The sequence below is a fragment of the Variovorax sp. Sphag1AA genome, assembly GCF_014192575.1.
Lineage (GTDB): Bacteria > Pseudomonadota > Gammaproteobacteria > Burkholderiales > Burkholderiaceae_C > Variovorax.
The window spans coordinates 78292-93291 of sequence record NZ_JACHYC010000003.1 but is presented as its reverse complement, the minus strand read 5'-3'; the positions used below and the strand labels follow the sequence as shown (position 1 = coordinate 93291).

Genomic DNA, 15000 nt, shown 5'->3' with positions numbered 1-15000 from the left:
TGCAAAGAATGACCTCCCCGAGTTCCATCCTCCAGGGCTGCCCGTCCACCATGGGCGACGACCATCAGCTCAACACGACCACGCTGATCCGGCATGCCGCGCGCACGCACGCGGACCAGGAAATCGTCTACCGCACGCCGACCGGCGGCTGGGCCCGCTACACGTACGGCGACTGCTATGAGCGCGTGTGCCGCTCCGCCAACGCCCTTCGCACGCTCGGTGTCGCCGCCGGCGACCGTGTGGGCATCCTCGACTGGAACAGCCGCCGCCACCTGGAGCTGTACTGGGCGATCCCCGGACTGGGTGCCGTGATGCTGCAGATGAACCTGCGCCTCGCCCCGGAGGACCTGGGCTACGTCGTCGCGCACAGCGAGGCCAGCTACGTGCTGGTCGACGAAACCCTGCTGCCTCTGGCAGAGGCCATCGCTCCGCATGCTGCAGGCGTCAAGGGCTGGATCGTCATGACCGACAAGCCCCTGTCGGAAATCAAGACCTCGCTCGCACCGCTCCACCACCATGAAGACCTGCTGGCTGCAGCGCAGCCCGTCATCGACTGGCCGCAGGTGGACGAACGCAGTGCCTACAGTGCCTGCTACACCACTGGCACCACCGGGCGGCCCAAGGGCGTGTATTACTCCCACCGCGCCATCTACCTGCATTCGATGGCGATGGCCAACAACGTGGGCATCACGCTGGACGACTGCACCATGCTCATCACGCCCATGTTCCACGGGCAGAGCTGGGGCCTGCCGCAGGCCGCCACGCTGATGGCCAACAAGATCGTGCTGCCCGGCCGCTATGCAGCCGAAGACACGGCCCCGCTGACCGACGCTCTCATCGCCGAAGGCGTGACCGTCGCCAATGGCGCTCCGGCGATCTTCCAGCCGATGCTGCAATACATCGAGACCTTGCCGCAGAAGCCCGACTTCAGCCGTCTGCGCATGCTCTCGGGGGCCACCGAACCACCGCTGTCGATGATGAAGGGGTTTCATGACCTCACGGGCGCCGAAGTCGTGCATGCCTACGGCGCGACCGAGACCACGCCGCTGGTGGCGATCAATCGCTACAAGCCTTCCGTGAGAAAGCGCCTCGCAGCCGACGAGCGCTGGGCCCTCAAGCGAAAGCAGGGTCTGCCGGTCGCTGGCGTCGACTTGAAGATCATCGGACCTGACGGCGGGGAGCTTCCGCATGACGGCCAATCGGTGGGCGAAGTGTGTGTCCGTGGCCCATGGATCACCGCGAGCTACCACGGCGTGTCCGACGTGGACGACCGCTTCATTGACGGCTGGTGGCGCTCGGGCGACGTCGGCAGCATCGACGCGGACGGCTACCTCAAGATCACCGATCGCATCAAGGACGTGATCAAGAGCGGCGGCGAATGGATCTCGTCGATCGACATGGAGAACTCGCTGATGGGTCATCCGGCCGTGCGAGATGCCGCTGTCGTGGGCATCGCGCACGCCAAGTGGCAGGAACGCCCGCTGGCCCTCGTGGTGCTCAAGCCGGGGCAGGCGGCGACGCAGGCGCAGTTGCTCGCGCACCTGTCTGCAGCCTTCTCCAAGTGGCAGCTCCCCGACCAGATCCTGTTCGTGGAATCGATCCCCAAGACCAGCGTCGGCAAGCTCGACAAGAAGCGCATCCGCGCCGAAAACGCGGACCGCTACGCCGTCGACGCTTGAGGGCCGCTACCAGTTTTCGGTGATGGTTCATTTGGTTACGAAAGGGCACACTGCGCGCGATTTGTCTCATTCATGGCATCGGACGCAATCGTGCTCACTCGACTCCCTTTCGCGCTCAGGCATCTGCCGGCGGCCTTCTTGATCTGTGCAGCCAGTGCACATGCAGCGAACTATTCAGCCGGTGATGCCGGCAACCCCGGGCCCAGCCAGCCGGGCTGGACATCCAGCGGAGGGGGCGGCGCGGCCGTGGTCTCCGGCAGCGGCGCCACCGCGATCGGTGCGGGTGGCGATGGCAACAACGGCACTGCAGGTGGCACGGGAGGAACCGGGGGAGCCGGAGCAAGTGCAACTGCAAATGGCGCGACGGCCATTGGAGGCGGAGGTACCGCCGGACAAGGCAGTGCGGGTGGCACAGGGGGAAACGGAGGCAGTGGTGCTCAGGCATCGGCCAGCGGTGCCATCGCTGTCGGGTCTGGAGGCACAGGTACCGACGGATGTTGCGGCTTCACGGGGCAAGCTGGTGGAAGCGGCGCACAGGCCTCAGGTATCTCGGCGATCGCCATCGGAAGCGCCTCGGGCGCCAGCCAGGGCGCCGTGGCATCGGGCAACGGCAGCACGGCCATCGGCGGTGCATACAACGGGTCTTCGGGAGCGAGCGCGTTGGCCACGGGCAGCGTGGCCCTCGGAACCGGCAGCCAGGTCGCAAGCGGCGCGACCAACAGCGTCGCCATCGGCACGAACTCCGTGGCCACTGCGGCCAATACGGTCTCTTTCGGATCGGCAGGCCAGACGCGCACCCTCGTCTACGTGAGCGCCGGGGCCGTGAATGCGACGAGCACCGACGCCGTCAACGGCAGCCAGCTCTACACCGTGCAGCAGACCGCCGCCAATGCACAGGCCCTGGCACAGAACTCGGCGCAGTACGGCGCGGGCGGCACCACGCTGCAGCTCAACGCCAACGGTGGCGCGGGCACCGTCATTACCAACGTGAGCGCAGGCGTGGCCAGTACCGATGCAGCCAACGTCGGCCAGGTGCAGCAGGCCCAGCAGGCGGCCGTCACGACCGCGAACAACTTCACCGTGCAGCAAGTCAATGCGCTGCAGTCGTTGATGAACCAGGCCTTGTCCAGCGGCGTGTGTGCAGTCAGCGCGAGCGGTTCCGTGGCTTGCGGACCCGGAGCCGGCGCCAGCGGCGCGGGCAGCACCTCGATGGGCACCAACGCGCAAGCCAACGGAGAGAACACCGTGGCCATCGGCACTGGCGCACAGGCCAACAACGCGGGCTCGGTCGCCATCGGCGCGGGCGCGAAGGCGCTGGCCGATCCCACCACAGCCGTGGGCAACAACGCAGTCGTCACCGGCAACAACGCCGTGGCACTGGGTGCAAACACGCTGGCCACCGGCAGCAATGCGGTAGCGCTGGGCCAGGGCTCGGTTGCGGAGCGCGACAACACCGTGTCGGTGGGCAATGCCGCGACCGGACAGTTGCGCGGCATCACGAACGTCGCGCCGGGCGTGCTGGGCACCGACGCGGTCAACGTCAATCAGCTCCAGCAGGCCATCGGCAATGTGACAGACCAGGCGAACGCGTACGCCGCGCAGGGCGTCGCCGCGGCGCTGGCTATTCCATCGATGCCAACGCTGCCGGTGGGAAAGAAATGGATGGGCGCCGCCGTGGGTAACTACGCTGGCGCATCGGCGGTCGGCTTTGCCTTCGGGTATCAGGTGAGTGAAGGCCTGAATCTGGGGGTGGGGGTCTCGACCGCTGCCAGCAGTGGCAGTGGAAACAACATCGCAACGAGGGTGCAGGCCGGCTATTCGTGGTGACCCGACCACCGAATCAGTAGGCCACGTACGGCCCCTTGCCTGCAGACGTCGAGGCACCTTCGATCGCAGTGAAGACGTTGCGCCCGAAGAGAAACGGCAGGCCCCAATCGAACCCGTCACCGCCCAAGGATGCTGCGGCGATGTCATTGAATGCGGTCGCTGCATCGTTGTTCATGAAGAGGGTGCGCGCATTCCCCACCGTGAAGGCGACGGCACCGTTCGTCCCGTTGGTCCCCTGGTTCACCGCGGTGAGGGCCTGCGACGATGCCGGGCAGTAGAAACCGGACAGGCCGGGGTCGGTGCATGAGGCCAGTGCGCTCGAATTGAAGAAGAGATAGTTCGAGCCGCTGTCGATGAAGCTGTTGGCATACGTGGTGCCGTTGAACAGGGTCGTGAAGTCCCCGGCGCCGTCGAGGCCGTAGGCCTGCGCACTACCCAACGCATTGTTGCTCCGGGTGCCGATGCCCAGTACCAGTGAGCCGGCGACGTTCACGGCGCCACCGGCGGCGATCGCGGGGAGCTGGATCAACACGCCGTTGTTGTCCGATGGGAGCATCGCCACCGGATGCGCAACTTGCTTGCCCTGCGCGAGCGCGGTGGGCGAGCACGCTTGACCACCGGGACACGCGTAATAGGTTCCGGGAATGATCGCTCCGGCACAGGGGCCTCCACAGTCCTGGAGGAACGAACCCACGCCCAGCAATCCGTTGCCGCCGAGGCTCGCGACCGTGTCGTTCGCGACACCGGTGTTCGAGCAGGTTGCGGGCACGGTGGAGAAATCGGGGTCCGCAATGATCTGCAACGGCACCGATGCGGCTGTCTCGCCGGCCAATGTGATGTCGGCCAGCTTGACCGACCCCCACAGATAGCTGCTGACAAACTGCGTGCATTCGGCGACAGGATCGTTCGAGGCATCGGTTTGGCGCTGAAGGCTCGACAGGTTGCCTACGGCCGAGGCGATCAGGCGCAGGCCGGTCGATCCGGTGTCGACGATGACGTGGTCGATGGTCTGACAGACCGCAGTGCCCGGCGCGCACACCTTGACACTGACAAATGGGGTGTTGACGGCGCCCGTGGCACCGGCAGGCCCGGTATCCAGCGTGATGGCCGCGACGTTGGATGCCGCAGCGGCGCTCGTCCCGCTGCCCGAAGTGCTGCTCCCCGACGCGGTGGCAATCGGGATGGCAACGCCGCCTCCCCCACCCCCACCGCCTCCGCATCCTGTCAGCACGAGTGCGGCAAGTCCTGCCGCGATCGCAAGGTGCATGCCGCGCATACCGATTCGTCTAGTGAATGTCTTCAAGGTTGACTCCTTCCGGCAGTTGGCCGGGCAGATAGGCCTTGCCTGCAAAGGCACGCATGTGTCCGCCGGAATGGATGACCACTTCAGGCCGGTTCACCACGGCGTTGCTGCGGCCGATGCGTTCCTTTCCGGTGGCGTCCACCAGAGTGGAAAAGTGGTCGCCCAGCAACTGCTTCAGGTCAGGCATGAAGGGCCCCTGCCATGTCACAGCGAAGACTTGCCCCGTGGCGGGAGAGACGAACTCCCGGACCATGGTGCCGCTGGGCGTGGTGATCTCGTGCACGGTGTAGACAGGGCCGGCCTTCACCTCGCGCGCGGCTTTCATCCGGGCCTGATCCGTGGCCACCGACGACGCGGGGCCGCCGAGTGCGGCGGAGGCCTCGAGCGGCGCGAGGGCCGCCAGCAGGAGGATCAATCCGATTGCAGGAAGGGTTGGCATGGCAATACTCCCAGGCGCTCTTGAATAGGCTCTTGAGCGTCACGGTTCCAAAGAAGTTCATGCATCGCGACGACGTCCCGGTTCGATGGCCATCGCAGCGAGACAACCGACCGCGGAGGCCAAGGCTGCCAGGAAGGCGCCCCAGGCCAGATCCATCAGCGTCAGCAACCAGGGCCAGCGCGTCAGCGTCATCGGATTGGTCAGGTCGTAGGCAGCATGGGCAAGCAGACCCACCAATGCCCCCTGCCACAAGGCGGATTGCCAGCGCCGGCGGGTGACGGCGGGCACCACGACAAACGCAACCATCGCTCCAAGGTAGATCGCATGGAAGACCAGTGCCGGCCCCAGCGCGAAGCGCTCCACCATGTGACGCCCGATGTGGGGGCGGTACGGAAACAGATGAGCAGCGCCAGCGAACCAGACCACGTCGAGAAGGAACATGACGCTGGCGGCAGCGCCGTACGCGACAAGGAATCGTCGAAGGGGAACGGACATGGCTAGGTCGGCGAAGCCGCGCTCACAGGGACGAACGGCGCGCTGCAGTCATGGATGGAGATGCGCACTTTCTGGCCGACGTGCAGCGGCGGATCCGACGGGCCCAGAAGTCTTCCGATGGAGCGGCTATGAACGCCGGCTCGGTGATAACGCGCGACGACGAAAGGCGCATCGGAAACGACACCGGCGCTGCAATCCAGATCTGCCTCGGCGGCGAGCGCCGCATGGCTCCCGAGACGCTCGACCACGGCATCGTGCCAACCCGGCGGCGCCCTTCCGAACACGCCTGAGCCAGCGCACCCCGCCATGGCGAGCATCACGACCGGCAAGGCCGCGCGACGCATGATGGGCCGCTTCATATCTGCCATTTCCTACGGATTCGGCGTGCGCACGTTGCCGATGGCCGCCACCACCTGGATCTCGATTCGGTATTCCGAATCGATCAGCTTCGCGCCCACCGTGGCGCGCGCCGGCGAATGGCCTTCTGGCACCCATTCGTCCCAGATCGCGTTCATCGCCGCATAGTCACCGACCGTGCGCAGGTAGATGGTGGCGCTCACGACGTGCTCGCGCGTCGCACCTTCGCGGGCCAGCAACTCATCGATGCGGCTCAGGACCTGTCGGGCCTGGCCGGTGACGTCGAGTGATGCGTTCTCGGCCACCTGCCCCGACAGGTACAGCAGGCGCGCCGTGCCGAGGTCGACCACGACCATCTCGCTGAACCGCGGACCCATCTCATGTCTGGTGATATTCATTCCGTGTGTCTCGAAGAATTGCGCGATGCATCGGGTGCGGCCATGCCGACGGCTTCGCCCTGATGACTCCACCAACCGCCCCCGAGCGCAACGAACAGGGCGGCGGTATCGGTCAGGCGCGCCGCACGCGCCTGCACCAGATTGACAGTGGCCTGCTGCCAGGCCTGTTGAGCCTGCAAGACCGACAACGCACTGGCATCGCCGAGGCGGAACTGCTCACGCGACCGCGCAAGGCTTCTCGATGCTGCATGCTCGGCGTCCAGGGCTGTCCGCAATGCACGTGTGTCGGCATCGACGGACTGCAGCGCATTGGCGACGTCCTGGAACGCGCCCAGCACCGTCGCGCGGTACTGGGCAGTGCTCTGATCGAAGGCGGCCCTGGCCGCGGCCTCGCGGTGCTTCAGCATCCCGCCATCGAGAACCGGCTGCGTCACGCTCGCGGCAAGGGTCCAGAACATGGTCGACGAACTGAAGAGCCCGGACAGCGTGGCCGCGGCGCTGCCGTAGTTGTTGACGCCCAGCACCACGCTCGGGAGCCTTGCCGCAACAGCGACGCCGACCGCGGCGCTTGCCGCATGCATCTGCGCCTCGGCAGCCCGCACGTCCGGACGGTGCTCGACCAGCGTCGAGGGCAGCGTCACGGGCAGCTCGGCGGGGAGTTCGATCGCTGCGAGGTCGAAGCGCTCGCCGGTGTCGTCGGCCGGATAGCGGCCGGCCAGTATCAGAAGCTGGTTGCGCTGGATCGCGAGCTGCTTGTCGAGGAGCGGCAGCGCCGCTTCGCTCGCCGCGAGCGCCGCCTTCTGTGCATCCACGTCTGCGAGGGACGCCTGCCCGAGTCGCTGTGCGCGATCGAACATCTGGAGCGACTGCTTCTGCGATTCGACGATGGCGATCGTCGCGTCGCGCTGGCCGCGCAACGATGCCTCGTTGATGGCGGCGACCACCACGTTCGAACTGAGTGTCAGGTTCGCCGCTTCGAGCTGGAACTGCTGCGTCTCGACCTGCGCGCGCGCAGCCTCGATGGTCCGCCGGGTGCCGCCGAAGACGTCCGGCGCATAGGTCACGGTCACCTGCGCGGTATGGAGCGTGTAGAGCAGTTCGTTGGTCGATACAGGACTGGCCACTGCCTCCGACACCTTCTGCCGGATCGGCGAGTAGTTCAGGGCCACGGCCGGCCACAACGCACCCGCTTCGGCCTGGGCGTTCTCCTGTGCGACGCGCAATGCGGCCTGCGCTGAGTCAATGTTGGGGTTGTGCGCGAGGCTGTCCCTCACCCACGCGCTCAGTGCATCGGAATGGAAGGCCTGCCACCACTGGGCCGGGATGTCGTCCGAGTCGACGAGCCGTTGCGACCCAGCCTCGGGGGATGGCGCGCCGGCCACATAGCGCGCCGGAAGCGAGAGGTCGGGACGCACGTAGTCCGGACCCACCGTGCAAGCCGCCAGCAACGCGGCCGAGGCGAGCGACGCGACGCGACGCACGCGTGTCAGCGATCGGATGGAGGTGCTTCTCATCGTCATCTCACCGATCGCGCCGGCGACGGGCGCCCCAGCCCTTGCGCTCGAATGAACGCTCCATCGAGAAATAAAGCGTGGGCAGGATGAAGAGCGTCAGCAGCGTGGAAACGGACAGGCCCCCGACCACCACGGTGGCAAGCCCGCGCTGCACGTCGGTGCCGACCCCTGTGGCGAGCGCAGCGGGCAGCATGCCGATCGATGCCACGGTGGCCGTCATGAGCACGGGCCGCAACCGCTCGGAAGCACCTTCGAGCACCGAAGCCTGCAGGTCCAGGCCTTCGCCGCGCACGCGCCTGAAGTTCGCAACCATGATGATCCCGTTCTGGATCGAGACGCCGAAGAGCGCGATGAAGCCGACCGAGGTTGCGACGTTCAGCGTCTCGCCCGCGAGGTGCACAGTGATGAGCCCGCCCAGCATCGCCATCGGCACCACGCCCAGGACCAGCGCCACCTGGCGCACCGTGCCGAACTGGAAGAACAGCAGCACCGCCATGATGGCAACCACGATCGCGAGCGAGATCGTGAGGCGGGCCTGCGCGCGCTGCTGGTTCTCGAACTGGCCAGCCCATTGAAGCCTGAATGCCTTGCGGTCGAACTTGATCTCGTCGGCGATGCGCTTCTGCGCTTCGACGAGGTAAGAGGCCAGGTCCCGGTCGCGGTTGTCGATCCGCACGGTGATCTGGCGTTCGTTCATCTCGTGCGAGATCGTCCCCTCCCCGGTCTGGAGCCGGATGCTCGCCACCTGCGACAACTGGATCTTCGTGCCGCCGCTGCCGTTCAGCAGCAGTGCACCGATGGCTTCCGCGTTGCCCTTGTACGCATTGGGAAAGCGCACGCCGACGTTGTAGGTGCGATCGCCGACGTACACGGCAATGACCGGCGCGCCACCGATGCCGGTCTGCACGAGGTTGGCGACATCGGCCGCGTTGACCCCGAAGCGCGCGGCCGCCTCGCGGTCCAGCGAGATCACGACCTGCGGGATCGGCGGCTCCTGGAACAGGGACGCCGAAGCCGTGCCGCGGATCTGTTCGAGCAGGGCGACGATGTCCGTGCCGATGCGCCGGCTCTCGCGCAGGTCCTGCCCGTAGATGCGCAGCACCAGCGGGCTGTGCGCGCCGCCCACGGCGTCGTTGACGCCGTCGATGATCGGCTGGCTGATGCCGACCGAGAAGCCGGGCATCGTCGCGAAACGCGCGTTCAGCGTGCGCACGAAGGCCGCCTTGTCGACGCCTTCGGGCCACTGGCTGTAGGGCTTCAGGCCCACCGGCACTTCGACATGCGAAGGCGTCCACGGATCGGTCCCGTCGTCGTTACGACCGAGCTGCGTCACCACGTAGGAGACCTCCGGATATTCGAGCAGCACATGCCGCAACTCGTTCGCCATCTCGCTGGCCTTGTCGAGCGACAGGCCCGAAGGCAACTGGACCTGGAGCCACAGTGCGCCTTCGTCGATGTCGGGCAGGAACTCGCGCCCCGCCGTCGCGCCGAGGATCACCACCGCCGCCAGTGCCAACGCGCTCACGCCATAGGCGATGGACGGCGCATCCAGCAGATGCTGCAGCACGCGCCGATACGCATTCGTCAGCCAGACGAGCGGCCGGTTCACGAAGGGCTTCTGCGGCTTGCGCAAGGCCACGTAGGCCAGGCTCGGGATGAGCGTCAGCGCGCAGAGCAACGCACCCAGCAGTGCGATGCCAACGGTGAACGCCATGGGCTTGAAGAGCTTTCCCTCGGCACGCTCGAAGGCGAACAGGGGGAAGTACGCGGTGATGATGATCAGCGTCGCGAAGAAGATCGGGCCCGAGACATGGCTCACGGTCTCCAGGAGGTTGCCTTCGGTCAGGACCGCTTCGGGCTCCTCTTCGCGTCGCCGGAGGGTCGCTTCCATGACGACGATCGCGCCGTCCACGATGATCCCGAAGTCGATGGCCCCCAGAGAGAACAGGTTCGCGGGCATGCGCGTGAGATGCATGACGATGAAGACCGTCACCAGCGACATCGGGATGGCCACCGCGGCGACCAGCGCGCTACGCGGACTGCCGAGGAACAGCACGAGCACCACCGTCACAAGCGCCATGCCCTCCAGGACGGTGTGGGTGACTTTCTCGACCGTGAGCTTCACCAGGTCGTCGCGGTCGATGTAGGGCACGATCCTCACGTCCATCTGGGCGAGTTCGGCCTGCAGCGCATCGACCCTGGCGTGCACGCCTTCGAGCACGCGCGAAGGGTTCTCGTACTTGAGCATCAGCACGATGCCGCTGACGGTGTCGGGGTTGGTGTCCTTGCCCAGGATGCCGCCGCGCTCCTGATGGCCGAACTGCAGCCGCCCGAGGTCGCGCACCAGCACGGGCGATCCGCCGCTCTGCGACACGACCACCGATCCGAGGTCGTCGAGCGAATGAACCAGTCCGATGCCGCGCACGATGTAGCTCTGCTCGCCGCGCGCAATGCGGCCGCCGCCACCGTTGGCGCTGCCGTTGTTGATCGCGTTCACCACGTCGCTCAGCGCAAGGCCGTGCGCCTGCAGCTTCTCCGGGTCGGCTTCGAGCTGGAACTCCTTCGTGAAGCCGCCGAAGTTGCTCACGTCCACCACGCCGGGCACCTGCCTGAGTGCCGGAATCACCTTCCAGCGCTGGATCTCCGAGAGCTCCATCAGGTTCCGGGTGTCGGATTCGAGCGTGTAGCGGAAGATCTCGCCGGCCGGCCCGGCCAACGGGCCCAGCCCCGGTTGAACGCCTGCAGGCAAGGTCACTTGCGCGATGCGCTCGCTCACGCGCTGGCGCGCGAAGTAGTCATCCGTGCCGTCCTTGAAAGTCAGGGTGATCAGCGACAGGCCAAAGGTGCTGCTCGATCGGATCGAGGCCAGCCCGGGCGTGTTGTTCAGCGCGCGCTCGAGCGGCGTGGTGATCTGCTGCTCGATCTCTTCGGCGGCCAGGCCGCCCGCCTGCGTGGTGACCTGCACGCTCACGTCGCCGAGATCCGGGTAGGCCTCCACCGTCATCTGCGTCCACGACCAGTAGCCGAAGACGACGAGCATGATCGACATGGCCCAGGCCAGATGCCTGCGGCGGAAGAACTGCGTGATGATGAGGTTAATCATTCAGCAGCACGCCTCCGCGCACGACGACGCGCTCGCCGCTCTCGAGGCCGCTGCGCACGCGCACCTGGTTGCCGTCCTCGCTCCCGAGCTCGATGTTCCGCCGCACGAAGGTCCATGGATCGACCTCGACGAAGACGCTGGTGCTGTCGTTGATCATGATCAACGCGGACGTGGGCACCTGCGGCTGCGGCCTCTGCGGCACCGCGATCCTCGCGGTCGCATACATGTTGGGCTTGAACAGGCCTTGCGGATTCGCGAAGGCGATACGGGCCTTGGCACGGCGGGTGTCTGCGTCGAGCACCGTCGCCACGAAGGCGATCTTTCCGCTGAAGACCTGCCCCGGGAAAGCGGCCAGCGCGACGGAGACGTCCTGCCCGTTCGCCACCGTGCCGACCAGGGCCTCGGGCACGTTCGCCGTGAGCCAGACGTGCTCCAGGTTGGAGATCGTCATGAGGCTCGCCGTGGCGTCGTTCACGACGGCGCCGGGCGCGGTCGACATCGCTGTCACGCTGCCGGAGATGGGCGAGATCACGCTCAACAACGCCGGTCCTGCCGCAGTCGACGCATTCCCCTCGTTGAGGCTGCGCAGACGGATCTCGCTGCGGCGAAGCTCCGCAGTCTGCTGGACCACAGCGCTCGTGGCCGCCTCCACGTCCTTGGCGGCGTTCGATCCCGCCTCGTTCACGCCACGTGCGCGCGTGAGTGCGCGCTGCGCCAGGTCGAGCGCATCGCGCGCTTTCTGCACGTCGGCGACGGCCTGCGCGAAGTCGGAAGAGCTCAGGGTCGCGAGCTCCTGCCCGCGCCGCACGGTGTCCCCCAACCGAACCTTCAGCGTCAGTACCCGCCCGGTCGCGGGCGGCAGGATGTTGACGGTGCTCGCCGGGTCTGCCTCGACCACGGCGGGCAGGGTCACGCTGTGCGCCGAAGTCGACTCGTCCACCGGCGCCACGGCAAGGCGCTTGCGTAGCGGCGAGTCCTCGGGCACGAAGAGCCGGTTGGCGCTCCGCACGAGCTCCGGGCGCGAAGCGAGCGCGGCGGCGGGCGCCTCTGCACGCAGGGCACGCCACACGCCGAAGGCGATGAGCGCGCACAGCACGACGCCGGCGACCACCCAAAGGGGGCGGGACTGGGAAGAAGGCAGTTTCACGGTACTCGGTGGCTCCATCACGGAAAGCCGCGCGAGAGTAGCCACGTGTGCCTGAAGATCGCCCCAAGAAAACCTGAATTCTTCTTCAGGAAGCCCGCCGGCTCATCGGACCCCGCTGAACTGCGAGAAACTGTGCCCCGCGCTCATGAGAATTCTGCTTGTCGACGACGACCGCAAGGCGGCCGCCCTGCTTTCCCGAGGCCTTGGTGAAGAAGGCTTCGTGATCGACCTTGCCTTCACCGCCGAGGAAGGCGACCAACTCATCGCTGCCGTCGAACACGACCTCATCGTGCTCGACTGGATGCTGCCCGACCGCGATGGCACAGCGCTGTGCCAGGCGTTGCGCACTCGCGGCGTGCAGACGCCGATCTTGATGCTCACGGCACGCGACAGCCTGTCGGATCGCGTGGTGGGGCTGAACATCGGCGCGGACGACTACCTGGTCAAACCCTTCGCGTTCGAAGAGCTGCTGGCGCGTGTGCGCGCGCTGCTGCGCCGCTCCGAGCTCACGCGGCCACCGGTGCTCACCGTCGCGGACCTTCGGCTCGACCCCATGGCCCAGCAGGTCACGCGAGACGGTGCCGGCCTCGACCTCACGCGCAAGGAATACGCGATCCTCGAGATCCTGATGCGCAACGCCGGCGAAGTGGTCGGGCGCTCGCGGCTTGCGGAACAGGTATGGAAGGCCGAGCTGATCGCGATCGACAACCTGATCGACGTGCACATCAGCAACCTGCGCCGCAAGGTCGATGCGCCGGGCCTCACCCCCCTCATCCACACCGTGCGCGGGCGCGGCTTCCGCCTGGAGGTCGACGGTGCTTAGCTTCCGCCGGCGGCTCGCGCTGGTGCATCTGGTGGTCATCGTGACGGTGCTCGGCATCGGCGCGCTGAGTGCGTACTGGGGACTGTCGCGCGCAGTGCACGGGCAGCTCGACGCCGCCCTGCTCGCACTCGCCGACACCGAAGTTGCCATGCTCGAAGAGTCCGCCTCGCAGCCGCCGCATGTGCACGAGGCGCCTCCCGGAACGGGCGCACCTTCTTTCGCGCGACTGGATCGCCTGGTGCAGATCGTCGATGTGCAGGGAGAGGCGCTGGCGCGCAGCTCCAACCTTGGCAGCGCGCGCCTGCCTACGCCCCCGGCCCTGCTGGAGCGTCTTCGGTCCGGTGAAACCGTGTTCGAGACCTTGTCGAACTTCGGCGAAGAGCCTGTGCGCATGGTGTCGGTACCCGCGATACAAGGCACCGAGGTACTGCGTGCCGTGCAGGTCGCAGGCTCGCTCGACGACGTCAACAATGTGGTCGAAGCCGCCAGCGCGCTCTTCATCGCGCTGGGCGTGGCCCTGGCCGTGACCGTGGGTTGGGCGGGCGCCCTGATGACGGGACGCGTGTTCGCGGCCATCGGCAACGTCGTGCAGCAGGCCCGACGCATCGGCGAGACGAGCCTCGACAAGCGCTTGCCCCATCCGGGAACGAACGATGAGATCGGTCGCCTGGTGGACACGCTCAACGACATGCTCGAACGGCTGCAGCACGCCTTCGACGCGCAGTACCACTTCACTGCCGATGCGTCCCACGAGTTGCGTTCTCCGCTGTCGCGGCTGCGTACCGAACTCGAACTGGCGCTGCGCAGGCCGCGCGACCCCGAGGTCTACGTCGAGACGCTGAACTCCTGCATGGAAGAAGTCGAGCGACTGACGTTGCTCGTCGAAGAACTGCTTCTCCTGGCGCGACTGGACACCGGGCAGGAACACATTCCGGCCGAGTCCGTCACGCTGAACCAACTGGCAGAGGCCGCAGTCCAGCGTCTCGAATCCAGGGCGCGCGAGCGGCAGGTTGCGCTGGTGGTCGACGCACCCGTGCCGGTCGTTGCACACATCGGCCGCGGTCCGGCAGACCTCGTGCTGGCCAACTTGCTGGACAACGCGCTCAAGTTCTCGTCGCCCGGCGGGAGAGTGACCGTGCGGATCGCGAAGGAAGGCGAGGAAGCCCTGATGAGCGTCGCCGATGCCGGCCCCGGGCTCCGCGAAGGCGAGATGTCTCGCCTCTTCGACCGGTTCTTCCGCGGGTCCGCGGCTCGCCGGGACGGAGCGCCCGGCGTCGGCCTCGGACTGGCTCTCTCCCAGGCCATGATGAACGCCCATGGCGGACAGATCGAGGCCTCCAACCTGCCGGGCGGCGGCGCCCTCTTCACGATGCGGCTACCGGCTGATGGAACCTGAAGGTAGGGCCTTTCAGTTCTCTGCAGAGTGGCCCACAGCGATGCCCCAGCGAAGCAGATACCAGCGCCACTTCGGAACCGCGTGAATCGACTTGGTCGCGCCGTCGCTGCTGATGACGGCCCGGCCCATCGACATCTGAAGCGTGATCGAGTGCGCGGCATCCGGACCCGTCTTGCAGGTCCAGTTCCGGCCGCTGGTGATCGCGCAGGGTGCCAGCTTGCCTGACGGCTCTCCGCTGCCGACGACCCAGAAGAGCACTTCGCCACGTGCCCGCAGCGCGCGGAATCGATATCGATCGCCCGCCTTGAGCCTTCCGTTGCAGCGCCTTCCCTGCCACGCCCCGCCCGCGCAATCGACCGTGTAGATCGTTCGCTCGTTCTGCATGGTGATCCAATCGCTCGCCCAGACGAGGCCGGCAGCCACCAGGAGACCCGCGATGGCAAAGAGCCACGCCCAGATCTTCGTATTCGCGGTCTGCACCTGCGGCATCGATTCGGCGCCTTTGATTTCTTCCATCAG

At 66.8% G+C, this 15000-nt stretch carries 13 protein-coding genes; 4 read left to right on the top strand and 9 right to left on the bottom strand.

Going from position 1 to position 15000, the window contains the following annotated elements; genetic code table 11:
- Window positions 1-8 precede the first annotated feature (8 nt).
- Window positions 9-1679: a long-chain fatty acid--CoA ligase gene (locus FHW64_RS12245; RefSeq protein WP_184526497.1), complete on the top strand. Its 1671-nt coding sequence runs from the start codon at window positions 9-11 to the stop codon at window positions 1677-1679.
- Between the two features lie 90 nt (window positions 1680-1769).
- Window positions 1770-3506, top strand: a complete 1737-nt coding sequence (locus FHW64_RS12240; RefSeq protein WP_311733294.1) for an adhesin — start codon at window positions 1770-1772, stop codon at window positions 3504-3506.
- Between the two features lie 13 nt (window positions 3507-3519).
- On the opposite strand, the gene FHW64_RS12235 is transcribed toward FHW64_RS12240, so the two are convergent.
- Genes FHW64_RS12235 through FHW64_RS12200 form a run of 8 tightly spaced genes read right to left on the bottom strand, consistent with a single transcriptional unit; the run spans window position 3520 to window position 12262 of the window.
- Complete coding sequence (locus FHW64_RS12235; RefSeq protein ID WP_260303784.1) at window positions 3520-4809, bottom strand: DUF3443 domain-containing protein; 1290 nt, start codon at window positions 4807-4809, stop codon at window positions 3520-3522.
- Window positions 4793-5248: a DUF2844 domain-containing protein gene (locus tag FHW64_RS12230; protein ID WP_184526493.1), complete on the bottom strand. Its 456-nt coding sequence runs from the start codon at window positions 5246-5248 to the stop codon at window positions 4793-4795. Before FHW64_RS12230 ends, FHW64_RS12235 begins: the two co-directional genes overlap by 17 nt.
- Window positions 5249-5305: 57 nt before the next feature.
- Window positions 5306-5743, bottom strand: coding sequence for a DUF2177 family protein (locus FHW64_RS12225; protein ID WP_184526491.1), 438 nt, complete (start codon window positions 5741-5743; stop codon window positions 5306-5308).
- A 2-nt stretch (window positions 5744-5745) separates the two neighbouring features.
- On the bottom strand, window positions 5746-6102 hold the full coding sequence (locus tag FHW64_RS12220; protein WP_184526489.1) for a hypothetical protein: 357 nt from the start codon (window positions 6100-6102) through the stop codon (window positions 5746-5748).
- A 12-nt stretch (window positions 6103-6114) separates the two neighbouring features.
- The gene (locus tag FHW64_RS12215; RefSeq protein ID WP_184526487.1) at window positions 6115-6498 is read right to left on the bottom strand and encodes a RidA family protein; all 384 of its coding nucleotides are present in this window, start codon (window positions 6496-6498) and stop codon (window positions 6115-6117) included.
- Window positions 6495-8012 (bottom strand): efflux transporter outer membrane subunit, encoded by a 1518-nt coding sequence (locus tag FHW64_RS12210; RefSeq protein WP_260303783.1) that lies wholly within the window; start codon window positions 8010-8012, stop codon window positions 6495-6497. The genes FHW64_RS12215 and FHW64_RS12210 overlap by 4 nt, the downstream gene beginning before the upstream one ends.
- A 7-nt stretch (window positions 8013-8019) precedes the next feature.
- Window positions 8020-11115 carry an efflux RND transporter permease subunit gene (locus FHW64_RS12205; RefSeq protein ID WP_184526483.1) on the bottom strand — a complete coding sequence of 1032 codons (3096 nt, stop codon included), beginning with the start codon at window positions 11113-11115 and terminating at the stop codon, window positions 8020-8022.
- Entirely contained in the window at window positions 11108-12262 is a 1155-nt protein-coding gene (locus tag FHW64_RS12200; protein ID WP_311733293.1) for an efflux RND transporter periplasmic adaptor subunit, read from the bottom strand. Before FHW64_RS12200 ends, FHW64_RS12205 begins: the two co-directional genes overlap by 8 nt.
- Window positions 12263-12407: 145 nt before the next feature.
- Here FHW64_RS12200 and FHW64_RS12195 point away from each other — a divergent pair, with 145 nt between their 5' ends.
- Together FHW64_RS12195 and FHW64_RS12190 are read left to right on the top strand one after the other, a co-directional pair.
- Window positions 12408-13085: a response regulator transcription factor gene (locus tag FHW64_RS12195; protein WP_184526479.1), complete on the top strand. Its 678-nt coding sequence runs from the start codon at window positions 12408-12410 to the stop codon at window positions 13083-13085.
- Window positions 13078-14481 carry an ATP-binding protein gene (locus FHW64_RS12190; protein WP_184526477.1) on the top strand — a complete coding sequence of 468 codons (1404 nt, stop codon included), beginning with the start codon at window positions 13078-13080 and terminating at the stop codon, window positions 14479-14481. Before FHW64_RS12195 ends, FHW64_RS12190 begins: the two co-directional genes overlap by 8 nt.
- 12 nt (window positions 14482-14493) lie before the next feature.
- Here FHW64_RS12190 and FHW64_RS12185 read toward each other — a convergent pair whose 3' ends face one another.
- A complete protein-coding gene (locus FHW64_RS12185; RefSeq protein ID WP_184526475.1) occupies window positions 14494-14997 on the bottom strand; it encodes a hypothetical protein in 504 nt (167 codons plus the stop codon).
- Between the last annotated feature and the right edge of the window lie 3 nt (window positions 14998-15000).